Source organism: Ruminococcus sp. AF31-8BH (assembly GCF_003460605.1).
GTDB lineage: Bacteria > Bacillota > Clostridia > Lachnospirales > Lachnospiraceae > Blautia_A > Blautia_A acetigignens.
The window spans coordinates 60,869-81,957 of record NZ_QTVN01000012.1 but is presented as its reverse complement, the minus strand read 5'-3'; the positions used below and the strand labels follow the sequence as shown (position 1 = coordinate 81,957).

Annotated in this window: 16 protein-coding genes, 1 tRNA gene and 1 pseudogene; 15 read left to right on the top strand and 3 right to left on the bottom strand. The window is 47.3% G+C overall.

Annotation, left to right across the window (positions count from 1 at the left end):
* The first annotated feature begins 29 nt into the window (after nucleotides 1-29).
* The 6 genes from hemA (at nucleotide 30) to DWZ38_RS15145 (ending at nucleotide 7,647) form a co-directional block, all read left to right on the top strand.
* Nucleotides 30-1,259, top strand: a complete 1,230-nt coding sequence (gene hemA, locus DWZ38_RS15170) for a glutamyl-tRNA reductase (RefSeq protein ID WP_117853922.1) — start codon at nucleotides 30-32, stop codon at nucleotides 1,257-1,259.
* The gene (locus DWZ38_RS15165; RefSeq protein ID WP_021926037.1) at nucleotides 1,249-1,734 is read left to right on the top strand and encodes a bifunctional precorrin-2 dehydrogenase/sirohydrochlorin ferrochelatase; all 486 of its coding nucleotides are present in this window, start codon (nucleotides 1,249-1,251) and stop codon (nucleotides 1,732-1,734) included. The genes hemA and DWZ38_RS15165 overlap by 11 nt, the downstream gene beginning before the upstream one ends.
* On the top strand, nucleotides 1,727-4,159 hold the full coding sequence (gene cobA, locus DWZ38_RS23635; protein ID WP_021926038.1) for a uroporphyrinogen-III C-methyltransferase: 2,433 nt from the start codon (nucleotides 1,727-1,729) through the stop codon (nucleotides 4,157-4,159). The genes DWZ38_RS15165 and cobA overlap by 8 nt, the downstream gene beginning before the upstream one ends.
* Entirely contained in the window at nucleotides 4,150-5,133 is a 984-nt protein-coding gene (hemB, locus tag DWZ38_RS15155) for a porphobilinogen synthase (protein WP_021926039.1), read from the top strand. Before cobA ends, hemB begins: the two co-directional genes overlap by 10 nt.
* A complete protein-coding gene (hemL, locus tag DWZ38_RS15150) occupies nucleotides 5,133-6,404 on the top strand; it encodes a glutamate-1-semialdehyde 2,1-aminomutase (protein ID WP_021926040.1) in 1,272 nt (423 codons plus the stop codon). Before hemB ends, hemL begins: the two co-directional genes overlap by 1 nt.
* Before the next feature lie 157 nt (nucleotides 6,405-6,561).
* Nucleotides 6,562-7,647, top strand: coding sequence for a lactonase family protein (locus DWZ38_RS15145; protein WP_021926041.1), 1,086 nt, complete (start codon nucleotides 6,562-6,564; stop codon nucleotides 7,645-7,647).
* Nucleotides 7,648-7,666: 19 nt separating this feature from the next.
* On the opposite strand, the pseudogene DWZ38_RS23630 reads toward DWZ38_RS15145, so the two are convergent.
* Nucleotides 7,667-7,924: pseudogene (locus tag DWZ38_RS23630) on the bottom strand (DUF6783 domain-containing protein).
* Between the two features lie 45 nt (nucleotides 7,925-7,969).
* Nucleotides 7,970-9,061, bottom strand: a complete 1,092-nt coding sequence (aroC, locus tag DWZ38_RS15140; protein WP_117853919.1) for a chorismate synthase — start codon at nucleotides 9,059-9,061, stop codon at nucleotides 7,970-7,972.
* 173 nt (nucleotides 9,062-9,234) lie between these two features.
* Between aroC and DWZ38_RS15135 the strand changes: the two genes are divergently transcribed.
* The 4 genes from DWZ38_RS15135 (at nucleotide 9,235) to DWZ38_RS15120 (ending at nucleotide 13,953) form a co-directional block, all read left to right on the top strand.
* On the top strand, nucleotides 9,235-10,176 hold the full coding sequence (locus DWZ38_RS15135) for a magnesium transporter CorA family protein (RefSeq protein ID WP_117853992.1): 942 nt from the start codon (nucleotides 9,235-9,237) through the stop codon (nucleotides 10,174-10,176).
* Between the two features lie 22 nt (nucleotides 10,177-10,198).
* A complete protein-coding gene (locus tag DWZ38_RS15130; protein WP_117853917.1) occupies nucleotides 10,199-11,056 on the top strand; it encodes a hypothetical protein in 858 nt (285 codons plus the stop codon).
* A 138-nt stretch (nucleotides 11,057-11,194) separates the two neighbouring features.
* The gene (gene pyk / locus DWZ38_RS15125; RefSeq protein WP_117853915.1) at nucleotides 11,195-12,628 is read left to right on the top strand and encodes a pyruvate kinase; all 1,434 of its coding nucleotides are present in this window, start codon (nucleotides 11,195-11,197) and stop codon (nucleotides 12,626-12,628) included.
* Nucleotides 12,629-12,666: 38 nt separating this feature from the next.
* On the top strand, nucleotides 12,667-13,953 hold the full coding sequence (locus tag DWZ38_RS15120) for a diaminopimelate decarboxylase (protein ID WP_021925046.1): 1,287 nt from the start codon (nucleotides 12,667-12,669) through the stop codon (nucleotides 13,951-13,953).
* Nucleotides 13,954-14,166: 213 nt separating this feature from the next.
* Here DWZ38_RS15120 and DWZ38_RS15115 read toward each other — a convergent pair.
* A tRNA-Leu gene (locus tag DWZ38_RS15115) sits at nucleotides 14,167-14,249 on the bottom strand.
* A 215-nt stretch (nucleotides 14,250-14,464) separates the two neighbouring features.
* On the opposite strand from DWZ38_RS15115, the gene ftsH reads away from it, so the two are divergent.
* From ftsH to DWZ38_RS15090, 5 genes are all read left to right on the top strand, one after another.
* Nucleotides 14,465-16,321 carry an ATP-dependent zinc metalloprotease FtsH gene (ftsH, locus tag DWZ38_RS15110; protein ID WP_021925045.1) on the top strand — a complete coding sequence of 619 codons (1,857 nt, stop codon included), beginning with the start codon at nucleotides 14,465-14,467 and terminating at the stop codon, nucleotides 16,319-16,321.
* A 101-nt stretch (nucleotides 16,322-16,422) separates the two neighbouring features.
* Nucleotides 16,423-16,842, top strand: a complete 420-nt coding sequence (locus DWZ38_RS15105) for a zf-HC2 domain-containing protein (protein ID WP_243000290.1) — start codon at nucleotides 16,423-16,425, stop codon at nucleotides 16,840-16,842.
* A 135-nt stretch (nucleotides 16,843-16,977) separates the two neighbouring features.
* Nucleotides 16,978-19,617 (top strand): DNA polymerase I, encoded by a 2,640-nt coding sequence (polA, locus tag DWZ38_RS15100; RefSeq protein ID WP_021925043.1) that lies wholly within the window; start codon nucleotides 16,978-16,980, stop codon nucleotides 19,615-19,617.
* A 24-nt stretch (nucleotides 19,618-19,641) separates the two neighbouring features.
* Complete coding sequence (gene coaE / locus DWZ38_RS15095; protein ID WP_021925042.1) at nucleotides 19,642-20,241, top strand: dephospho-CoA kinase; 600 nt, start codon at nucleotides 19,642-19,644, stop codon at nucleotides 20,239-20,241.
* Nucleotides 20,228-21,025 carry an MBL fold metallo-hydrolase gene (locus DWZ38_RS15090; RefSeq protein WP_021925041.1) on the top strand — a complete coding sequence of 266 codons (798 nt, stop codon included), beginning with the start codon at nucleotides 20,228-20,230 and terminating at the stop codon, nucleotides 21,023-21,025. The genes coaE and DWZ38_RS15090 overlap by 14 nt, the downstream gene beginning before the upstream one ends.
* The last annotated feature ends 64 nt before the right edge of the window (nucleotides 21,026-21,089 follow it).

Genomic DNA, 21,089 nt, shown 5'->3' with positions numbered 1-21,089 from the left:
AAGTTTTTCAGAAGGAGAAATTACATAAGATGAGTATTTCCATGATTGGAATCGACCATAGTATGGCTCCCGTAGATATACGAGCCTTATTTGCATTTACAAAGAAAAATGCAGGGGAGGCCATGGAAAAAATAAAGGAACAGCCGGGAATCTACGGCTGTATCATATTGTCCACCTGCAACCGCCTGGAAGTATGGGCAAGCGTAGACGAGGAAGCGGAAATTTCCCTGTATGAGGAATTGTGCCGACTGAAAAATGTCCACAACGACGAATACCGGAAATATTTCACCAAACGGGAAGGCCACGATGCCGTAGAACATCTTTTCTACCTTTCATCCGGCCTGAAATCCCAGATTCTGGGAGAAGACCAGATCCTCACCCAGGTAAAAGATGCCCTTGGAATCGCAAGAGAACACTTCACCACAGACGGTGCCCTGGAAGTTCTTTTCCGCATGGCTGTGACCGCAGGCAAGAAGATCAAGACAGAGGTCCCTTTTTCCCACGGCAACCCTTCCGTCATCCACCAGGCCATCCAGATGCTGGAAAAACAGGGCTACTCTGTTGCCGGTAAAGTCTGTATGGTAATCGGAAACGGGGAAATGGGAAAAGTAGCCGCTCAGGCTTTAGAGGAGGCTGGCGCAGACGTAACCGTCACCGTAAGACAGTACCGAAGCGGCGTGATAAACATCCCCTTTGGCTGCAAGCGAATCAACTACGGGGAAAGAATGGAGTACCTTCCCAAGTGCGACCTGGTGGTAAGCGCAACCGCAAGCCCCAACTTCACCCTCCGGGAAGAACTGTTTGAGGATCTGGAGCTTGAGAAAAACATCATTCTCATTGACCTTGCCGTGCCAAGAGACATTGAGCCGGAAGTAGGCCGATTCGAGGGCGTCACTTTATTTGACATGGACAGCTTCCGCATGGACGAAACTCCCGCAGAGCTTCAGGAAAACTTAGAAGCCGCAGGAAAGATCGTCAGAGAGCAGATGGACGAATTTTTCAAATGGCTGGATGGAAAGGAACTGATCCCGAGAATCCAGGAAATCAAAGAAAATGCAGTCAACGATTTTAACCTGCGCATTATGAAGCCTCTGAAAAACAGCCCTCTGGAAGAAGAGGACAAAGAGAAGTTGATGAGCGCAGTAGACAAAGCAATGGAGAAGGTAGTAAACAAAATGCTGTTTGGCCTAAGAGACAGCATGAATGAGAAGGCATTTCTGGAATGTGTAGCCGGACTGGAGAAAACATATGAAAAATAAGCGCTATTTTCCACTGTATGTGGATCTGTCAGATAAAAATGTGGTTGTTGTGGGTGGGGGAACCATTGCAACCAGAAGAGTAAAGGCACTGCTGCTTTTTACAAGGAACATCACTGTGATCGCGCCGAAAATGACGGCAGATCTGTGGGAGCTTGGCAAGCTTGGCAAGATCCAGATCCAGCCCCGCCCTGTGAAAAAATCCGATTTTTCCATGGCGTATATGGTGCTGGCTGTAACCAACAACAGGGAATTAAATGAAGAAATTTATCATGCCTGCAAAGAAGAGGGAATCTACGTAAATGTAGCCAGCGACAAAGACCTGTGCGACTTTTATTTTCCCGGGATCTGCCTGAAGGATGATGTGGTGGTGGGAATTACCGCCAGCGGCATGAACCACAAAAAAGCCAGAGCCGTGCGCGAAAAAGTGCAGGCCCTTCTGGAAGAAATTGCAAAAGACGAGGAGAGTTATGAGTAATAAAATTGTGATCGGCAGCAGGGAAAGCAAGCTTGCCGTACTTCAAAGCCAGATGGTACAGGACTTCATTGTACAGAATCATCCGGACATGGAAGTGGATATCCTTACCATGAAAACCACCGGAGACAAGATTCTGGACCGTACCCTGGACAAAATCGGAGGCAAAGGCCTTTTTGTAAAAGAACTGGACCGGGCCCTTCTGGAGGGAAGAAGCCAGCTGTCTGTACATAGCCTGAAGGACATGCCCATGGAAGAATCCGAAGAGCTTCCCATCCTGGCATTTTCCAAGAGAGAGGATGTAAGAGACGTGCTGGTGTTTCCAAAAGGCTGTGAAGAACTGGATGCCTCAAAACCAATCGGCTGCTCCAGCCTGCGAAGAAAGCTGCAGCTGCAGGAAATTTTCCCAGATGTAAAAGTAAAAAGCATCCGCGGAAACCTTCAGACAAGACTGGAGAAATTAGACTCCGGAGAGTATTCTGCCCTTGTTCTTGCGGCAGCAGGACTGAAGCGCCTTGGCCTGGAAAAAAGAATCAGCCGCTATTTTGACACAGAGGAGATCCTCCCGGCAGCAGGCCAGGGAATCCTTGCGGTACAGGGCAAAAAAGGACTGGACTATGAGTATCTGAAGGGCTACGATGACCCGGAGGCACATAGTGTTGCCCTTGCGGAACGTGCATTTGTAAGATATTTAAACGGCGGGTGTACCTCCCCTGTGGCAGCTTACGGCCAGATTCAGGAGGGACAGTTAAAGCTGTGCGGCCTTTACTATGAAGAAGAGACCGGACATTATCTCAAAGGAAGCAAAACAGGAGCCGTATCAGAGGCCGAAGCGCTTGGAATCGCCCTTGCAAAGGAGCTGAAGGAGCGCTGCCGGAAGGAATATAAAGTGGCAAAACAGGAAGAAAGAAAAGAGATGGGAAAAGTCTGGCTGGTTGGTGCAGGCCCTGGAGATGCAGGTCTTTTCACCTTAAAAGGCGCAGACGTGCTGGAAAAAGCAGACGTAGTGGTATACGACAGCCTTGTAGGCCAGGGAATCCTCACCAGGATCCCGCCGGATGCAAGACTGATCAACGTTGGAAAACGTGCCGGACATCACATGATGCCCCAGAATATGATCAATCAGGTGCTTGCAGACGAGGCGAAAAAAGGAAACCGGGTAGTGCGCCTCAAAGGCGGCGATCCTTTCTTATTTGGAAGAGGCGGCGAGGAACTGGAGCTTCTTACGAAAGAAGGGGTTCCCTATGAAGTGGTACCGGGAGTGACCTCCCCTATTTCCGTGCCTGCCTACAACGGAATTCCGGTAACCCACAGGGATTTTTGTTCCTCTGTGCACATCATTACCGGACACAAGCGCCAGGGAATGGAATATGACATTGATTTCAAAGCGCTGGTTCACACAAAAGGAACCCTTGTTTTCCTCATGGGCTTAACGGCCATGGAAGACATCTGCAAAGGCCTGATGGAGGCTGGAATGGATCCGGATATGCCGGCAGCTGTATTATCCAAGGGAACCACAGCAGGACAGAGAAGAGTGATCGCCACCATTTCCACTTTGAAAAAAGAATCCGACAGACAGAAGATCAAGACTCCGGCCATTATTGTGGTAGGCAAAGTCTGTACCCTTTCTGAAGATTTTGCATGGTACGAGAAGCTGCCGTTGGCGGGATGGAAGATTCTTGTCACAAGACCGAGGGAAAATATTTCCAGAACAGCGGCAAAGCTTCGGGAAAAAGGCGCTGAGGTACTGGAGCTTCCGTCCATCAGCATCAGCCCCCTTGAGGATCAGAGCAGGCTTCAGGAAGCGTTTGCAAAGCTTAACACCTATGACTGGCTGGTATTTACAAGTCCCGCAGGCGTGGAAGTATTCTGGCGGGAACTGGGCAAAAAGAAAGTGGACATCCGCTGCCTTGGCAGCGTCAAAATCGCAGCCATCGGCGAGGGCACCAAAAAGAAGCTTCTGGAAAGAGGCATCTACGCAGATTTCGTGCCATCTGTTTATGACGGCGACACCCTGGGCAAAGAGCTTGCCAGCCTTTTGACAGGAAAAGAAAAGATCCTGATTCCAAGAGCTATGCTTGGAAACAAGACTCTGGTAGAAGAACTGGAAAAAACAGGCGCTTCAGTTGAAGATGTGCCTACCTATGAAACCGATTACCAGAACTGCCCGCTGATCGACGAGAAAAAGGAATTCGAAGAGGGCAGCATTGATATGGTCGTATTCACAAGCGCTTCCACTGTGAAAGGCTTTGTGAAGAGTACAAACGGACTGGACTATTCTAGGGTGCGTGCTGCCTGCATTGGCAAACAGACCAAAGCCGCAGCAGATGCTTACGGAATGCAGACCTATATGTCAGAGAAAGCCACCATCGACAGCCTGATCGAGCTGGTTGAAACATTAAAGAGGAGTGAAGAAAAATGGAACTGATCAAAAGACCAAGAAGATTAAGAGGCGGGGAGACCCTGCGAAAAATGGTAAGGGAAACCAGAATGGACAAATCCTCCCTGATCTATCCTTTGTTTGTTATGGAAGGAACCGGGATCCAGGAAGAAATCCCGTCCATGGAAGGCCAGTACCGCTACAGCCTGGACCGTCTGCCTTATAAGTTAGAGCAGCTGGAAAAAGCAGGAGTAAGCAGCATCATGCTTTTTGGAATTCCGGATCATAAGGATGAGATCGGAAGCGGTGCCTATGCCCAGGACGGCATTGTGCAGAAAGCCCTTCGTTCTGCCAAGGAAAGATTTCCGGAAATGTATTATGTAACAGATGTCTGCATGTGCGAGTATACTTCTCACGGACACTGCGGCGTGCTTTGCGGTCATGATGTGGACAATGACAAGACCCTTGAGCTTCTTGCAAAAACAGCCCTGTCCCACGCACAGGCAGGATCCGATATGATCGCGCCTTCTGATATGATGGACGGCCGTGTGGCAGCAATCCGTAAGGAACTGGATCAGGGCGGATTTTCCAATATCCCGATCATGTCCTATGCGGTGAAATATGCTTCTGCTTTCTACGGCCCGTTCCGTGATGCGGCAGGAAGTGCCCCGGCCTTTGGCGATCGCAAGAGCTACCAGATGGATTTCCACAACAGAAGAGAGGGGATGAAAGAGGCTCTTATGGATATTGAGGAGGGCGCAGACATTATTATGGTGAAGCCGGCAATGTCCTATCTGGATATGGTATCTGAGATTTCCAAGGCTGTGAATGTTCCGGTAGCTGCATACAGCGTAAGCGGCGAGTACGCCATGGTAAAAGCAGCAGCCAAAATGGGCTGGATCGATGAAGAGCGCATTATCGGGGAAATGGCAGTTGGCGCATACCGTGCCGGTGCCCAGATCTATATCACCTATTTTGCAGAGGAAATCGCAAAAATGATGGACGAAGGGAGAATCGGCTGATGACAAAGTCTGAGAAGCTTTTTGAAAGAGCAGTAAAAAGGATTCCAGGAGGCGTAAACAGCCCGGTGCGTGCCTACGGATCCATCGGAGAGGCACCAAGATTTATTGACAGGGCAGACGGCTGCTACATTTACGATGTGGACGGCAACCGCTATATTGACTACATTGATTCCTGGGGACCGATGATCCTTGGCCATAATTTCCCGGCCATCCGGGAAAGTGTGTTAAAGGCATGTGAGAACGGCTTAAGCTTTGGCTGTGCCACTGAGATTGAGGTGGAGATGGCAGAGTTTATCTGCGAGAGGATCCCTCATGTGGACATGATCCGTATGGTCAATTCCGGAACAGAGGCCGTTATGAGTGCTATCCGTGTTGCCAGAGGCTTTACCGGGAAAAATAAGATCATCAAATTCGCAGGCTGCTATCACGGACACAGCGATGCCATGCTGGTAAGTGCTGGCTCCGGTGTCATGACAAGCGGCGTGCCGGACAGCGCAGGCGTGCCAAAGGGATGCACAGAGGATACCATGCTGGCAGTTTACAATGACATTGGCAGCGTGAAGGCTCTTTTTGAACAGGCAGACGGCCAGGTGGCAGCTGTGATCGTGGAGGCAGTTGGAGCCAACATGGGTGTGGTTCCTCCATGCGAGGGCTTCCTTGAGGGGCTTCGGGCTCTTTGTGATCAGTATCATGCACTTCTTATTTTCGATGAGGTTATCACAGGATTTCGTCTGGCATTTGGGGGCGCAGCCCAGTATTTTGGCGTAACTCCGGACCTTGTGACCTACGGTAAGATCATCGGCGCAGGAATGCCTGTGGGCGCTTACGGCGGAAGAAGAGACGTGATGGAGCTGGTTTCCCCGGCAGGAAAGGTTTACCAGGCAGGAACCTTAAGCGGAAACCCGGTTGCCATGGCAGCAGGTCTGATCCAGCTGAAATATTTATACGATCATCAGGAAATTTATAAAGAACTGGAAGCCAAGGGCCAGATGCTTTACGGCGGCATGGAAAAAATTGCCCGGGAAAAGGGCCTGAAGGTACAGATGAACCACATCAGCTCCCTGGGAAGTCTGTTCTTTACCGGGCAGCCTGTAGTGGACTATGTTTCCGCCAAAACCTCTGATACCAAGGCCTTTGCAGAGTATTTTAAGAAAATGCTGAAAATGGGAATCCACATGGCACCTTCCCAGTTTGAGGCAATGTTCTTATCTGCTGCCCACACAGATGAAATTATTATGGAAACTCTGGATGCAGTAAAGCTTGTTCTTTGAAACCGGGTGTGGTATAATTCAGTTACAAATTACATAAAAGAAACCAAACCAGTTACTGGGAATGTACTGAACAGTAACCAGGACCGCTGCAGATTGAGAACGGAAAAGCAGCGAAAGCAAATGGTTTCCAGAAATGAGACTGTAGGAGGCTAGACAAATGGGGAAGAAATATGTGGCTTATGTAGGTACCTATACTCACGGAACCAGCAAAGGAATCCAGGTTTATGACGTGAACCTGGAAGAAGGTACTCTCACAGAGAGAAGCGAAGTGGAAGTAAGCAATGCATCTTATACCGCAGTGTCCAAGAATGGCAAGTATCTGTATTCCATCGAGGACGAAGGAGTTGCGGTTTTCAAGCGTGATCACAACGGTGATCTGTCCCGTATCAACAGCGTTGATATCGACGGCATGCGCGGATGCTTCCTGGCAACAGACGTAGACGGCAAATATCTTTACGTTGCAGGCTATCATGATGGCAAGGTGACAGTTGTGCATACACATAAGGATGGACGTCTTGGAAGCGTTATGGACGGCGTGTTCCATACAGGACTTGGAAGCGTGGCAGAGCGCAACTTCCGCCCTCATGTAAACTGCGTGCGTCCCACACCGGACAATAAGTATCTCTGTGCAGTAGACAATGGAATCGACCAGGTAAAGGTGTACCGCATCAATAAGCGCACAGACAAGCTTGAGCTTGTAGATATTGTCCGCTGCCCGAGAGAGAGCGGCCCGCGTATTATCCGCTTCAGCGCAGACGGACGTTTTGCATACATTCTTTTTGAGCTGAGCAATGAGATCAAGGTGTACAGCTATGACGGAAGCGGAGATGCTCCGGAGTTTGAACTGCTTCAGAGCGTATCCACTCTGGCGAAGAAGGAGACTGGTGTTTCCCACAATGCAGCTTCCGGACTTGCGCTTGCACCGGACGGCAAGCACCTGTTCTGCACAACAGCAGGTGAGAATACCGTTGCCATGTTTGAGGTAGATGGGGAGACCGGACTTCTGGAGCGCAAATTTGTGCTTCCGGTTAGCGGTGATTACCCGAAGGACCTGGTAATCTTCCCGGATAACCAGCACATTGCCGTTGCCAACCATTCCAGCAACAGCGTAACCACCTTCAAGGTAGACTACGAGAAGAACATCATTATGATGAAAGGCAAGCCCCGTAAGATCGAGACTCCGAACTGCATCAACATCTGGCCGGTTCCGGATGGAGAGGACATTGAGGATTTGGAGGCCTGATGTTTTCGTGAAAAAGCGATTATAAAAAACAAGGACAGTTATCTGAAAGTAAAAGCAGATAGCTGTCCTTGTTTTTGCAAGTGCAGAAATTTAGAACTAAGTAGTTTGTAAAAGAAAACTCCCTCCGAATCCGGGAGGGAGCTTTAGAGCGTGTTTGAAAAATCATTCCCGCAATCTGTACGCCCCACTTTGCGGGAGATTTTGCCCGAATTCAGTTGCCGTAGCCCGCTACGGCGCCTTCATGCGGACAAAATCTCCCACAAATTGTGACGCACATCTTGCAGAAAGCCTTTTTCAAACACGCTCTAGGAAAAGACATTTCTTACAGATAAAAATCCTTCACATAATCCATGCGGGCGCTCATGTTGGAGAACATGGCATCTACCAGGGTGATGGCAGCCATAGATTCTACAACTACAACGGCTCTTGGCACGATCACCGGGTCGTGGCGCCCCTTGATTTCGATGGAAATATTTTCTCCGGTCCTGGTGACAGTCTGCTGTGCCTGAGAGATGGACGGAGTAGGCTTTACATGGGCGCGAAGAAGAATCTGTCCGCCGTCACTGATGCCGCCAAGGATACCTCCGGCGTGATTGGTGGTTTTTGTGATCTTGCCGTCTTCCATGTGGAAACCGTCATTATCCGTGGAGCCTTTCATGGAAGAAACCTTTACACCGTCACCGACTTCTACAGCCTTGACTGCGCCAATAGACATCAGTGCCTGCGCAAATGCTGCATCAAGCTTGCCAAAAACAGGGTCTCCGATACCTGCAGGAACACCATTAATACGGCATTCGATCACGCCGCCTGCACTGTCATTTTTTCTCATGCACTGCTCCAGATACTGGACTGCTTTTTTTGCGGCAACCATATCCGGCATATAAAAAGAATTCTCCGAAATCACCTCAGGATGAAAGCCCTGGCAGGAGACAGGTCCGATAGAGCTTGTATATGTCTGCAGGGTAATGCCAAGCTCTTTAAGAATCTTAGCTGCAATGGCACCGGCTGCTACCCGGCCGATGGTCTCCCGTCCGGAGGAACGTCCTCCGCCTCTGTAATCCCGAAAACCGTATTTGCTGTCAAAGCCAAAATCCGCATGTCCGGGACGGTAAGTCTGGGCAATATTTCCATAATCCTGGGAACGCTGATCCTTATTATACACGATCAGGGAGATGGGAGTTCCTGTAGTTCTGCCCTCGAATACGCCGGAGAGAATTTCTACCTGATCACCCTCACTGCGGGATGTAGTGTAGCGGCTCTGTCCAGGCTTTCTGCGATCCAGATAAACCTGAATGTCGGCCTCTGTAAGGAAAAGTCCTGCAGGTACTCCGTCCACAACTGCCCCAAGTGCCTTGCCGTGAGATTCTCCCCAGGTAGTTACTGTGAATTTTTTTCCGAATGTTGACTGACTCATAGGCGTAAAATCCTTTCTGTTTTTTGACTATATCGTATTAAAGTACGAATGTGTTGTTAAAGACATTATAGCGAAATGCTAAAAATTTGTAAACCGAATCTATTAGAATTGACAAAATTTCTTGTACAAATTATAATGGAAACTGTATTTTTGTGATGGAAGGAGTGCAGATTGTGGTAAGGGTTTTCAAGACAATAGAAGGGGCAATTCATGAAATCCAGGAGCCACAGGAGGATTGCTGGATTGCGATGACCAATCCTACTGCAACTGAGATATTTGAGATATCCGAGCGATTTGGAATTGAAGTGGATGATCTTCGGGCACCTCTTGATGAAGAAGAGCGTTCCCGTATCGAAGTGGAAGACAATTATACCCTGATACTTGTAGATGTTCCGATCATTGAGGAACGTAATGAAAAGGATTGGTACGGCACCATCCCTCTGGGCATTATAGTTACCAGGAAAATGATCATTACCGTATGTCTGGAGGATACGCAGGTACTTACCCGTTTTATGGAAGGAAGGGTGCGGAACTTTTTTACCTATATGAAGACCAGATTTATTCTGCAGATTCTGTATCGCAATGCGACCATGTACCTGCATTATCTGCGAATTATAGATAAGAAGAGCGAGCAGGTAGAAGAGAAGCTTCATATGTCTACTAGGAATCAGGAATTATTAGAGCTTTTGGAACTGGAGAAATCACTGGTCTATTTTACAACCTCTCTTCGTTCCAATGAGGTAGTGCTGGAGAAGCTTCTGAAAGTAGAGAGTATCAAGCAGTATCCGGAGGACACAGATCTTCTGGAGGATGTTATCATAGAGAATAAGCAGGCAATTGAGATGGCGAACATTTACAGCGGTATCCTGAGCAGTATGATGGGAACCTTTGCATCTGTTATTTCCAATAACTTGAACGTGGTTATGAAGGTTTTATCTGTCATTACCATTGTTATGAGTATTCCCACCATTGTGTTCAGTGCCTACGGCATGAACCTAAGTCCTGCAGGAATGCCTTTTTCAGCAGATAAATGGGGATTTTTAGTGGTAATCGTGTTGTCCGTTCTGGTAAGTATTGTGGCGGCAGTGATTCTATCCAAGAAGAAATTTTTCTGATCATCAGAGAATGGAGGATTACATGAAATTTATTGACAAGTGGGAACGCAAATATGGAAGATTCGGAATTCCCAATCTGACAGTTTACATTATTGTTTGTTACGTGATTGGCTATGCGCTTACGATCATAAATCCAAGCCTTCTGAACTGGCTGAGTCTGGAACCGGCGTATATTTTGCGTGGACAGATATGGAGACTGGTGACATGGGTTTTGTATCCGCCAAGTACTGCAGGTGTACTCTGGTTTGCAATTGCGGTTTTATTCTTTTATTATCCGATCGGAACGTCACTGGAGCGTACGATTGGTACCTTTAAATATACTTTGTATATTTTTTCGGGAATCCTGTTTACAATTATAGGCGCTTTTATTTTATACTTCCTTCTTGGAGGGAATGTTCTGGTAGGAAGCGTATTCTCCACCTATTATATCAGCTTGTCCACATTCCTTGCATATGCAATGTGCTATCCGGATATGTCGGTTCTTCTTATGTTTATCATTCCGGTGAAGATGAAGTGGATGGCGGTTTTCTATGTAGTGATTGTTGCATATGAAATGATTCAGTACATTATGGCAGGTGCATGGTATCTGGTGATCCCTATTGTGGCTTCACTGTTGAACTTCATTATTTTTTACTTTGGAAGTAAGGATTTCAGTCGGTATAATCCGAAGGAGGTCCACAGAAGGAATGAATTTCGCAGGGCGATGGAGCCAAGAGGACGTACCGGGTCAGGCGGTGGTGCACTGACCAAGCATAAATGTGCAATTTGCGGGCGCACCGAGCTTGATGATCCCAATCTGGAATTTCGCTTTTGCTCCAGATGTAACGGAAATTATGAGTACTGCCAGGACCATCTTTTTACTCATACACATGTGAAGTAGAGCCTTTTCAATATGCTTTGGCACATACTTTAAACAGAATCCGGGGGTGAAGCAGATGGTTTTGCTTCCTTGGGATTCCGGGAACTCACTATAGATGTGAGGTTCTGTAAACTATTACAAACAGAGGGATAAACTGCTATGAAAAGAACAAAAATCATCTGTACTCTGGGACCGGCCTCCAGTAAGAAAACTGTATTGAAAGCTATGATGCGTGCCGGAATGGATATTGCCCGTTTTAATTTTTCCCATGGCTCTCATGAAGAACACAGAGGGCGCGTGGACATGATCAAGAACCTGAGGGAAGAGCTGAATATTCCTGTTGCTATGCTTCTTGATACCAAGGGACCTGAGATCCGTACCAAGCTTCTGAAGGATCATAAGAAGGTTATGCTGGAAACAGGAAGTGAATTTACACTTACCACAGGTGACATAGAGGGAGATGAAACCCGTGTTGCCATTACGTATGAGAATCTGCATAAGGATGTTAAAAAAGGCGGCAAAATCCTGATCGATGATGGTCTGATCGAGCTGGAAATCGAGAATATAAAGAACTGTGACATTGTCTGCCGTGTTTTAAATGGCGGTGAGCTTGGCGAGCGTAAAGGAATCAATGTCCCTTATGTGAAAGTGAAACTTCCGGGAATTACAGAGCAGGATAAAGCTGATATTTTATTTGGAATTCAGCAGGAATTTGACTATATTGCAGCTTCCTTTGTCCGGGATGCAAAGGCAATCCGGGAAATCAGACAGCTTCTGGATGAAAACGGCGGTCAGGATATTGGTATCATTGCCAAGATTGAGAATGCAGAGGGCGTTGAGAATATCGACGAGATCATTAAGGCAGCAGATGGAATTATGGTTGCCAGAGGTGATCTTGGAGTGGAGATTCCTCCGAGTGAGGTTCCCTACATTCAGAAGATGATCATCCGCAAATGCAACGAAAATTACGTTCCGGTTATCACAGCTACACAGATGCTGGATTCCATGATCCGCAATCCGCGTCCAACAAGAGCAGAGGTTGCAGATGTTGCAAATGCTATTTATGACGGTACAGATGCAATTATGCTGTCAGGTGAGACTGCGGCAGGTAAATACCCGCTGGAGGCACTGAAAATGATGGTAGAAATCGCACAGAATACAGAGCCTCATCTGAATTACGAGTCCTACACCCATGGCCGTAATATGTGCGGAGAGAGCCGTGTTTCCAGTGCTGTGGGGCTTGCAGCAGTACAAACAGCAAGAGATTTGAAGGTAAAAGCTATTGTAACGCCTACCTTTAGCGGAAGAACGGCCAGACTGATCTCCAATTTCCGCCCGGCTGTTCCCATCTATGCAGTTACGCCCAGTGATACGGTTCTTCACAGACTGCAGCTGGTTTGGGGTGTGACTCCGTTGAAGGGATATGAGAAGGATTCCACAGAGCATATTATTTCCCAGGCCATGAGCGTTGTCCGCAGAAAGCGTCTTGCAAAGAAGGGCGATCTGATCGTGTTTACTGTAGGAGATCCGGCTACGAATATGACCAGGGAGGGTGCTGTTACAAACATGCTTCATGTGATTGAGGCTAAGTAACAAATAGCTGTACATTTTATAAACGAGGAGAAACTATTATGAAAAAAACACCTTTTGTAACATTGGAGAAGGTTCAGGAAATTGCAAAGAAGTATCCTACACCGTTCCATCTCTATGATGAGAGGGGAATCCGTGAGAATGCACAGGCTTTAAAGGAAGCATTTGCATGGAATAAGGGATTTAAGGAATTTTTTGCCGTAAAAGCAACACCTAATCCATTTCTCATTAAGATTCTGCAGGAATATGGCTGCGGCTGTGACTGCTCTTCCATGACAGAGCTTATGCTTTCCAAGGCAATCGGCTGCGGAAAGGGAGACATTATGTTTTCCTCCAATGATACTCCGAACGAAGAGTTTAAGTATGCAGATGAAATTGGTGGAATTATTAATCTGGATGATATCACTCACATTGAGAGTGTGGAAAAGGCTGTAGGCAGGATTCCGGAAATTATCAGCTGCCGCTATAATCCAGGCGGAGTATTCAAGATCAGCAATGATATTATGGACAATCCGGGAGATGCCAAATACGGTATGACAACGGAACAGATTTTTGATGCTTTCCGTATTCTTAAAAGCAAGGGTGCAAAGGAGTTTGGTATCCATTCATTTCTTGCCAGCAATACTGTAACGAACGAATATTACCCAATGCTTGCAAAGGTAATGTTTGAGCTTGCTGTTAAGCTTCAGAAGGAGACAGGAGCGCACATTAAGTTTATCAATCTTTCCGGTGGTATCGGTATTCCGTATCGTCCGGAACAGACACCTAATGATATCCGTGTGATCGGAGAGGGTGTGCGCAAGGTTTACGAGGAAGTTCTTGTTCCGGAAGGAATGGGAGATGTGGCAATCTACACTGAGCTGGGACGTTTCATGATGGGACCGTATGGCTGCCTGGTAACCAAGGCAATCCATGAGAAACATACCCACAAGGAATATATCGGCGTGGATTCCTGTGCAGTAAACCTGATGCGTCCGGCTATGTACGGTGCTTATCATCATATTACCGTTCTTGGCAAGGAGGATCAGCCTTGCGATCATCTGTATGACATTACAGGATCTCTTTGTGAGAACAATGATAAATTTGCCATTGACCGTTATCTTCCGAAGATTGACATGGGAGATTATCTGGTGATCCATGATGCCGGTGCCCACGGCTTTTCCATGGGCTACAACTACAACGGCAAGCTGAAATCTGCGGAGATCCTTCTTCACGAGGACGGAACCTTCGACATGATCCGCCGCGCCGAGACCCCAAGAGACTACTTCGCAACCTTCGACTGCTTCCCGATTTTTGAGAAGCTGCTGGAAGATGAGGAGAAGGCGTGATTGCCGGGGATGAATTGTAATTAGGCAATTAAGCACAATATAAAAAGCGATATCGTTCAACTCCGGAAGTTGAGTGGTATCGCTTTTTGTGCAATTAAATCCAAGCAACAAGATGGGCGGCTATAAATACTTTTGGCTTCATGTTTACTCCCTTAGGTAAGAAAAAATCCCGCAGGACAAGGCTCTGACGGGATTCATAGAAACGTATGAAATTGCCGGCAGTGGGACTTGAACCCACACGTAGTTGCCTACAACAGATTTTGAGTCTGCCTCGTCTGCCATTCCGACATGCCGGCGGTTGAAACAAGATATATGATAGCATAAATTGTCATGTTATGCAAGTGGATTTCCGAAATTAATTTATGAAATTGTGTAAAAAATACACACAATGAGGAAATAAAGGAATGATGAAAAGAATGAAAAGTTTATAAATTTTCCGGGCAGAATATTGATATTCCCAATTAGAAATGCTAAAGTATTTAACAGTTGACAGAATATGGAGGAAATGCCAATGAATATTGACCATAAAAAACCAGAGAACCGTCCCTTATACATTTTCGTGCTGGTGGCGGTAGTGGTGATTCTTCTCCTGAACGTGTTCGCAATCCCTGCCATGCAGGAGCGCTCTGTGGAGAAGACAGATTACAGCACATTCCTCAGCAATGTAGAGCGTGGAAATGTGTCCAAGGCAGAAGTACAGGATGATTACATCTATTATGTGGTAAGAAAGAACGGAGAAGACGTTGTCTGCAAGACCGTGCGCATGGATGATCCGGATCTGGTAAGCCGCCTTTACGACGCCGGCACCAGCATGGAGGCAGTAGAGCCCCAGAAGCAGTCCATTCTTCTCAGTCTGATCATAGGTTATGTGATTCCCATTGGCATCTTTGTTTTACTTGGTAGATGGCTGAGCAGGAAGATGATGAGCTCCATGGGCGGAGGTCCTGGCGGAGCCATGTCCTTTGGCAAAAGCAATGCCAAGGTATATGTGAAATCTTCCACAGGTATTAAGTTTACAGACGTAGCAGGCGAGGATGAGGCCAAGGAGCTTCTTACGGAAATCGTAGATTATCTTCACAATCCGCAGAAATATACGGAAATCGGAGCTTCCATGCCCAAAGGTGCCCTTCTTGTAGGCCCTCCAGGTACAGGTAAAACCCTGCTTGCCAAGGCAGTTGCAGGTGAAGCGGAGGTTCCTTTCTTCTCTATCTCAGGCTCTGAATTTGTAGAAATGTTTGTTGGTATGGGAGCTGCCAAGGTTCGGGATCTGTTTAAGCAGGCTAATGAGAAAGCACCCTGTATCGTATTTATTGACGAAATTGATACTATCGGAAAGAAGCGTGACAGCGGAAGCTTCACCGGCGGGAATGATGAGCGTGAGCAGACCCTGAATCAGCTTCTTACAGAGATGGATGGCTTTGACGGTTCTAAGGGTGTTGTGATTCTGGCAGCAACCAATCGTCCGGATTCTCTTGATCCGGCATTGCTTCGTCCGGGACGATTTGACAGACGTATTCCGGTAGAACTTCCCGATTTGAAGGGTCGTGAGGAAATTCTTAAGGTTCACGCCAAGAAGATCAAGATTGCGGATAGCGTACGCTTTGAGGATATTGCCAAGGCAGCAGCCGGAGCTTCCGGCGCAGAGCTTGCCAATGTTGTAAATGAGGCTGCCCTGCGTGCAGTACGTGACGGCAGAAAATTTGCTACACAGGCAGATTTTGAAGAGAGCATTGAGGTTGTAATTGCTGGATATCAGAAGAAGAACCGCGTACTTTCCAATAAGGAGAAGCTGATCGTTTCTTATCACGAGGTGGGACACGCACTTGTAGCTGCCAAGCAGACGGATTCGGCTCCGGTTCATAAGATTACCATTATCCCCCGTACCTCTGGTGCACTTGGATACACCATGCAGGTGGATGAACAGGAACATTTCCTGATGTCCAAGGAGGAACTGGAGAACAAGATCGCCACCTTCACAGGAGGGCGTGCTGCAGAGGAACTGATTTTCCACAGCATCACAACAGGTGCATCCAATGATATTGAGCAGGCGACTAAAATTGCCCGGGGCATGATTTCCCGCTATGGAATGAGTGACGAATTTGACATGGTAGCAATGGAGAGCATGAACAACCAGTATCTGGGCGGAGATGCAAGCCTGAGCTGTTCCTTTGAGACACAGACTCTTCTGGACAAGAAGGTTGTGGAACTGGTGCGCAGACAGCATGAGAAAGCTTACAAGATCCTGGAGGACAACATTGAGAAGCTCCACGAGCTTGCCAAATACCTGTATGAGCATGAAACCATTACAGGCGAGGAATTTATGAAGATTTTGAATGACCCGCCAAGGGTGCTTACAGCAGAAGAATAAGAAACCGCAAAAGGGAGTGCAAAAGAACGATGCCATGTTTTTTTCCACTCCCTTGTGTTTTTTTGAGGATTCGGATATAATAACCGATATGGGCCGTAGGCTTGCAGAAAATACTGCAGGAGAACCTGCAGTGGAAAACAGCGGCGAAGAACTACAGTACCAAAAAGACAGGGGGAAAATCCATGAATTGTCAGACTGCTGAGAGTATGGTAAACCGATATATTGAACATGATCTGTCCGTAAATGAGCTGGAGGATTTTCTGGATCATGTGGAGAATTGTCCATCCTGTTACGATGAACTGGAGACGTATTTCATTGTTCATGCCGCCATGCGCCAGCTGGATGAGGAAAGCGGGGATTCTTCGCTGGACCTTCGGGAGCTTCTTGAGGATGACATCCGCAGATCCAAGCACTATATATTGAAAATGAAATTCCGAAGAGCCTTAAGCGGCGTAGGTTTTTGTACCTTAATTGCTGGGCTTGGAGGATTTTTAATTTATATTATTATGCAGACCTTGTAATCTGCATTACAGCGAATATTAAGTAACCGCTATGTTGACTTGTCTGATTTTTTATATGCTGTGGCAATAGAGCTGATATTTGATTTTCGTTATATTAGAGCGTGTTTGAAAAAAACTGCTGTACAGGAGGCACACATGTGTGAGAAAATTTTATTGATAGATGGTCACAGTATTTTGAACAGAGCATTTTACGGGCTGCCGGATCTCACCAGTCCGGAGGGACTGCACACGGGCGCTGTTTACGGTTTTCTGAATATTCTGTTTAGAGTACTGGAAGAAGAAAAGCCGGAATACCTGGCAGTAGCTTTTGACAGAAGCGAGCCTACCTTCCGTCATCAGAAATATCCAGAATATAAAGGTACCCGCAAACCAATGCCGGAAGAACTAAAAGAGCAGCTTCCCCTGCTTCAGGAAATGCTGGCTGCCATGGGGATAACCACCATTTCCCTGGCCGGCTATGAGGCAGACGATCTCCTTGGAACCCTGGCGAAAAGAAGCGAAGAGAAAGGTATGGATGTGACAGTTCTTTCCGGTGACCGGGATCTGCTGCAGCTGGCATCAAAGAAAACCCTGATTCGTATTCCAAAAACAGCCAAGGGACAGACCCTTATAGAGAGCTATCATGAGGATGAGGTGCTGGAGCATTATCAGGTCACTCCCTCCCAGATTATCGAACTGAAAGCCCTTATGGGAGATTCCGCAGACAATATTTCGGGAATCCCGGGAGTGGGAGAGAAAAATGCCACCCGCTTGATTAAAGAATACGGCACTGTGGAGAATGCTTACGCCCACGCGGAAGAGATTCCCCAGAAACGTGCGCGGGAATCCCTTCTGGAACATTACGAACTGGCACAGTTAAGCCGGGAACTTGCTGCAATTTGTACGGACAGCCCGGTGGAATTTTCCTGTGAGGATGCCAAAGTCGGGGATCTTTACACAAAGGAAGCCTATGAGCTGTGCCGAAAGCTGGATTTCAGAAGCTTTTTGAACCGCTTTGATCCTGCACAGGTGAACGAGGACTCTATGGAACAGGACTTTTTTACCTGCAGTGATTTCGAGGGCTGCGAGGCTCTTTTTGAGAAAGCGGCGCAGGCAGAAGCGGTTGGAGTCAGTCTTCTTGGAGACAAAGAGGGCACATACGGTCTGGGACTGGCATTAAATGAGGATGAAATTTATTACATTCCAGTACAGGGAATGACTACACCAGGCTATCTTAGTGAGAAACTTGAAAGTCTCAGCCAGAATACCATGCTTTGCTCCATGGATGTAAAAGCCATGTTAAAGCATATCGAACTGCGCCCGGAAGCAAAGGTCTTTGACTGCGGTATTGCAGCCTACCTTCTGAATCCATTAAAGAGCACTTATACCTATGAAGAGCTTGCCCGGGATTATCTGGATGGCAAAGCCATTCCTGCAAAAGAAGAGCTTCTTGGCAAAATCTCCCTGAAAAAAGCCTGGGAGCAGGACATGCCAGAGCTGGAGCAGCTGGCATGCTACATGGCCTACACCGCATTTTGTGTCAGAGGGCCGCTGGAAGAGAAGCTGAAGGAAACCAGCATGTGGAAAGTTTACACAGAAATTGAGCTTCCCCTTGTATTTACCCTGGATTCCATGGAAAAATGGGGAATCGAAGTGAAAGGGGAAGAACTGAAAAATTACGGAGATCAGCTGACGGTCCGCATCCAGGAGCTGGAGAAGCTGATCTGGCAGCAGGCAGGAGAGGAATTCAATATTAATTCCCCCAAGCAGCTTGGAGTTATCCTTTTTGAAAAAATGGGAATTCCCGGCGGGAAAAAGACCAAAACCGGCTATTCCACTTCCGCAGACATTCTGGAGAAGCTGGCACCGGATCATCCCATTGTAAACGATATTTTGGAATACAGGCAGCTTGCCAAGCTGAAATCCACCTATGCAGACGGTCTTGGCGCTGTAATTGAAGCAGATGGAAGAATCCATTCCACCTTTAACCAGACTATTACCGCAACAGGCAGAATCAGCAGTACAGAGCCGAATCTTCAGAACATTCCAGTGCGCATGGAGCTGGGAAGACTGATCCGCAAGGTTTTTGTGCCGGAGCCTGGCTTTGTATTTCTGGATGCGGATTATTCTCAGATTGAGCTTCGCGTGCTGGCCCATATGTCCGGGGATGAGAAGCTGATCCAGGCATACCGGGAGGCAGAGGATATCCACAGACTGACTGCATCCCAGGTATTCCACATCCCCCTTGAAGAAGTCACCCCGCTGCAGAGACGAAACGCCAAGGCAGTAAACTTCGGCATTGTGTACGGTATCAGCTCCTTTGGACTGAGTCAGGATCTTAGCATTACCAGGAAAGAAGCAGCTGCCTATATCCAGAAGTATTTTGAGACATACCCAAGTATTAAGGGCTTTCTGGATGGTCTGGTGGAGCAGGGAAAAGAAAAGGGCTACGTTTCCACCATGTTTGGCAGAAGACGTCCGGTGCCGGAACTGAAATCCAGTAATTTCATGCAGCGTTCCTTTGGAGAGCGAGTGGCAATGAACTCCCCAATTCAGGGAACTGCCGCAGATATTATTAAAATTGCCATGAACCGTGTGTATAAGCGCCTTCTGGATGAGAAATTAAGATCCAGGCTTGTGCTTCAGGTACACGATGAGCTTCTCATTGAAACCTGGAAGGATGAAATTCCACAGGTTTCCAGAATTCTGGAAGAGGAGATGAAGGGGGCTGCTCATCTGGCAGTAGAGCTGGAAGTGGACATGCACCAGGGAGATAACTGGTACGAAGCGAAATAAATCCATGCATATGAGGCAAAACAAATGAGAACCATAGGAATTACAGGAGGGGTAGGCGCCGGGAAAAGCACGGTGCTTGCTTTCCTTGAGAAAAAATACGATGCATACGTAATTCAGGCAGACGAAGTTGGCCATCTTGTGATGGAACCTGGGGAAGAATGTTATGAGCCCGTGATCCGCCTGTTTGGAAAAGATGTGATAAAAAACGATAAAACTATTGACCGGAAGAGGGTTTCGGATGTAGTATTTGGACAACCGGATATGCTGGAGCAGTTAAACGGCATCATTCATCCGGCTGTGAAACGGTATATTTTACGAAGTCTGAAAGAGAAGGAACAACAGGGCTGCAAGCTTTGCATTGTAGAGGCGGCTCTTTTCTTAGAAGAGCATTACGAAGAATTCTGCGATGAAGTGTGGTATGTCCACACAGACGAAGAAATCCGGATTCAGAGACTGATGGAGAACCGGGGCTATACAAGGGAAAAATCTCTTGGTATCATCCGCAATCAGGCTTCAGTGGAATATTTCCGTGCCCACACAGACTATACGGTAGAAAATAACGGCGATCTGGAAGAAACATGGAAGCAGATCGAAGAAGGAGTAAGAAGAAATGAGATTTTGTAGCATTGCCAGCGGCAGCAGCGGAAACTGTATTTATGTGGGATCAGAAGAAACCCATGTCCTGGTAGATGCAGGAATCAGCGGGAAAAGAATTGAGCAGGGCCTGAACCAGCTGGAGCTGACAGGCAATGACATTGATGCTATCCTGGTCACCCACGAGCATTCCGATCATGTAAGCGGGCTTGGGGTGATGGCGCGCAGATACCACATTCCCGTGTATACAACAGGCGGCACGGCAGATGCCATCAGCCGTATGAAGAACATGCAGAAGCTTCCCGAGGATACCTTCCATGAGATTGAGGAGGATCAGGACTTTCATATTAAGGATCTGACCATCCATCCGTTTTCCATTCCACACGATGCGGCACAGCCTGTAGGATATCGTCTGGAATGTCAGGACAAGGCAGTGGGGATTGCCACAGACCTTGGCAAATATAACAAATACATAGTAGATAATTTACAGAATCTGGACGCCCTTTTGCTGGAAGCGAACCACGATATCCGCATGCTTCAGGTGGGAAGCTATCCCTATTATCTGAAACAGCGTATCCTGGGAGACAGAGGGCATCTTTCCAATGAAAATGCAGGAAGGCTGCTTTGTCGGCTTTTGCATGACGATATGAAAGCCATATTCCTGGGACATTTAAGCAAGGAAAACAACTACGAGGCTCTTGCCTATGAGACCGTGTGCTCAGAGGTGACCCTTGGAGATAATCCATATAAATCCAAAGATTTCAAGATACAGGTTGCGAAACGTGACAGTATTTCAGATGTGGTCATGCTCTAGAGTGAGGTTGAAAAAGCATTCCCGCAATCTGCACGCCCCAAGCTGGCTTTTTTGCTGCCGCAGA

Excerpts from the sequence above, each read along its gene's own strand:
- coaE (WP_021925042.1), top strand. The coding sequence starts at position 19,642 with ATGAGAACCATAGGAATTACAGGAGGGGTAGGCGCCGGGAAAAGCACG.
- DWZ38_RS15145 (WP_021926041.1), top strand. The coding sequence starts at position 6,562 with ATGGGGAAGAAATATGTGGCTTATGTAGGTACCTATACTCACGGAACC.
- pyk (WP_117853915.1), top strand. The coding sequence starts at position 11,195 with ATGAAAAGAACAAAAATCATCTGTACTCTGGGACCGGCCTCCAGTAAG.
- DWZ38_RS15130 (WP_117853917.1), top strand. The coding sequence starts at position 10,199 with ATGAAATTTATTGACAAGTGGGAACGCAAATATGGAAGATTCGGAATT.
- cobA (WP_021926038.1), top strand. The coding sequence starts at position 1,727 with ATGAGTAATAAAATTGTGATCGGCAGCAGGGAAAGCAAGCTTGCCGTA.
- ftsH (WP_021925045.1), top strand. The coding sequence starts at position 14,465 with ATGAATATTGACCATAAAAAACCAGAGAACCGTCCCTTATACATTTTC.
- aroC (WP_117853919.1), bottom strand. The coding sequence starts at position 9,061 with ATGAGTCAGTCAACATTCGGAAAAAAATTCACAGTAACTACCTGGGGA.
- DWZ38_RS15120 (WP_021925046.1), top strand. The coding sequence starts at position 12,667 with ATGAAAAAAACACCTTTTGTAACATTGGAGAAGGTTCAGGAAATTGCA.
- DWZ38_RS15165 (WP_021926037.1), top strand. The coding sequence starts at position 1,249 with ATGAAAAATAAGCGCTATTTTCCACTGTATGTGGATCTGTCAGATAAA.
- hemL (WP_021926040.1), top strand. The coding sequence starts at position 5,133 with ATGACAAAGTCTGAGAAGCTTTTTGAAAGAGCAGTAAAAAGGATTCCA.
- hemB (WP_021926039.1), top strand. The coding sequence starts at position 4,150 with ATGGAACTGATCAAAAGACCAAGAAGATTAAGAGGCGGGGAGACCCTG.
- DWZ38_RS15090 (WP_021925041.1), top strand. The coding sequence starts at position 20,228 with ATGAGATTTTGTAGCATTGCCAGCGGCAGCAGCGGAAACTGTATTTAT.
- hemA (WP_117853922.1), top strand. The coding sequence starts at position 30 with ATGAGTATTTCCATGATTGGAATCGACCATAGTATGGCTCCCGTAGAT.
- polA (WP_021925043.1), top strand. The coding sequence starts at position 16,978 with ATGTGTGAGAAAATTTTATTGATAGATGGTCACAGTATTTTGAACAGA.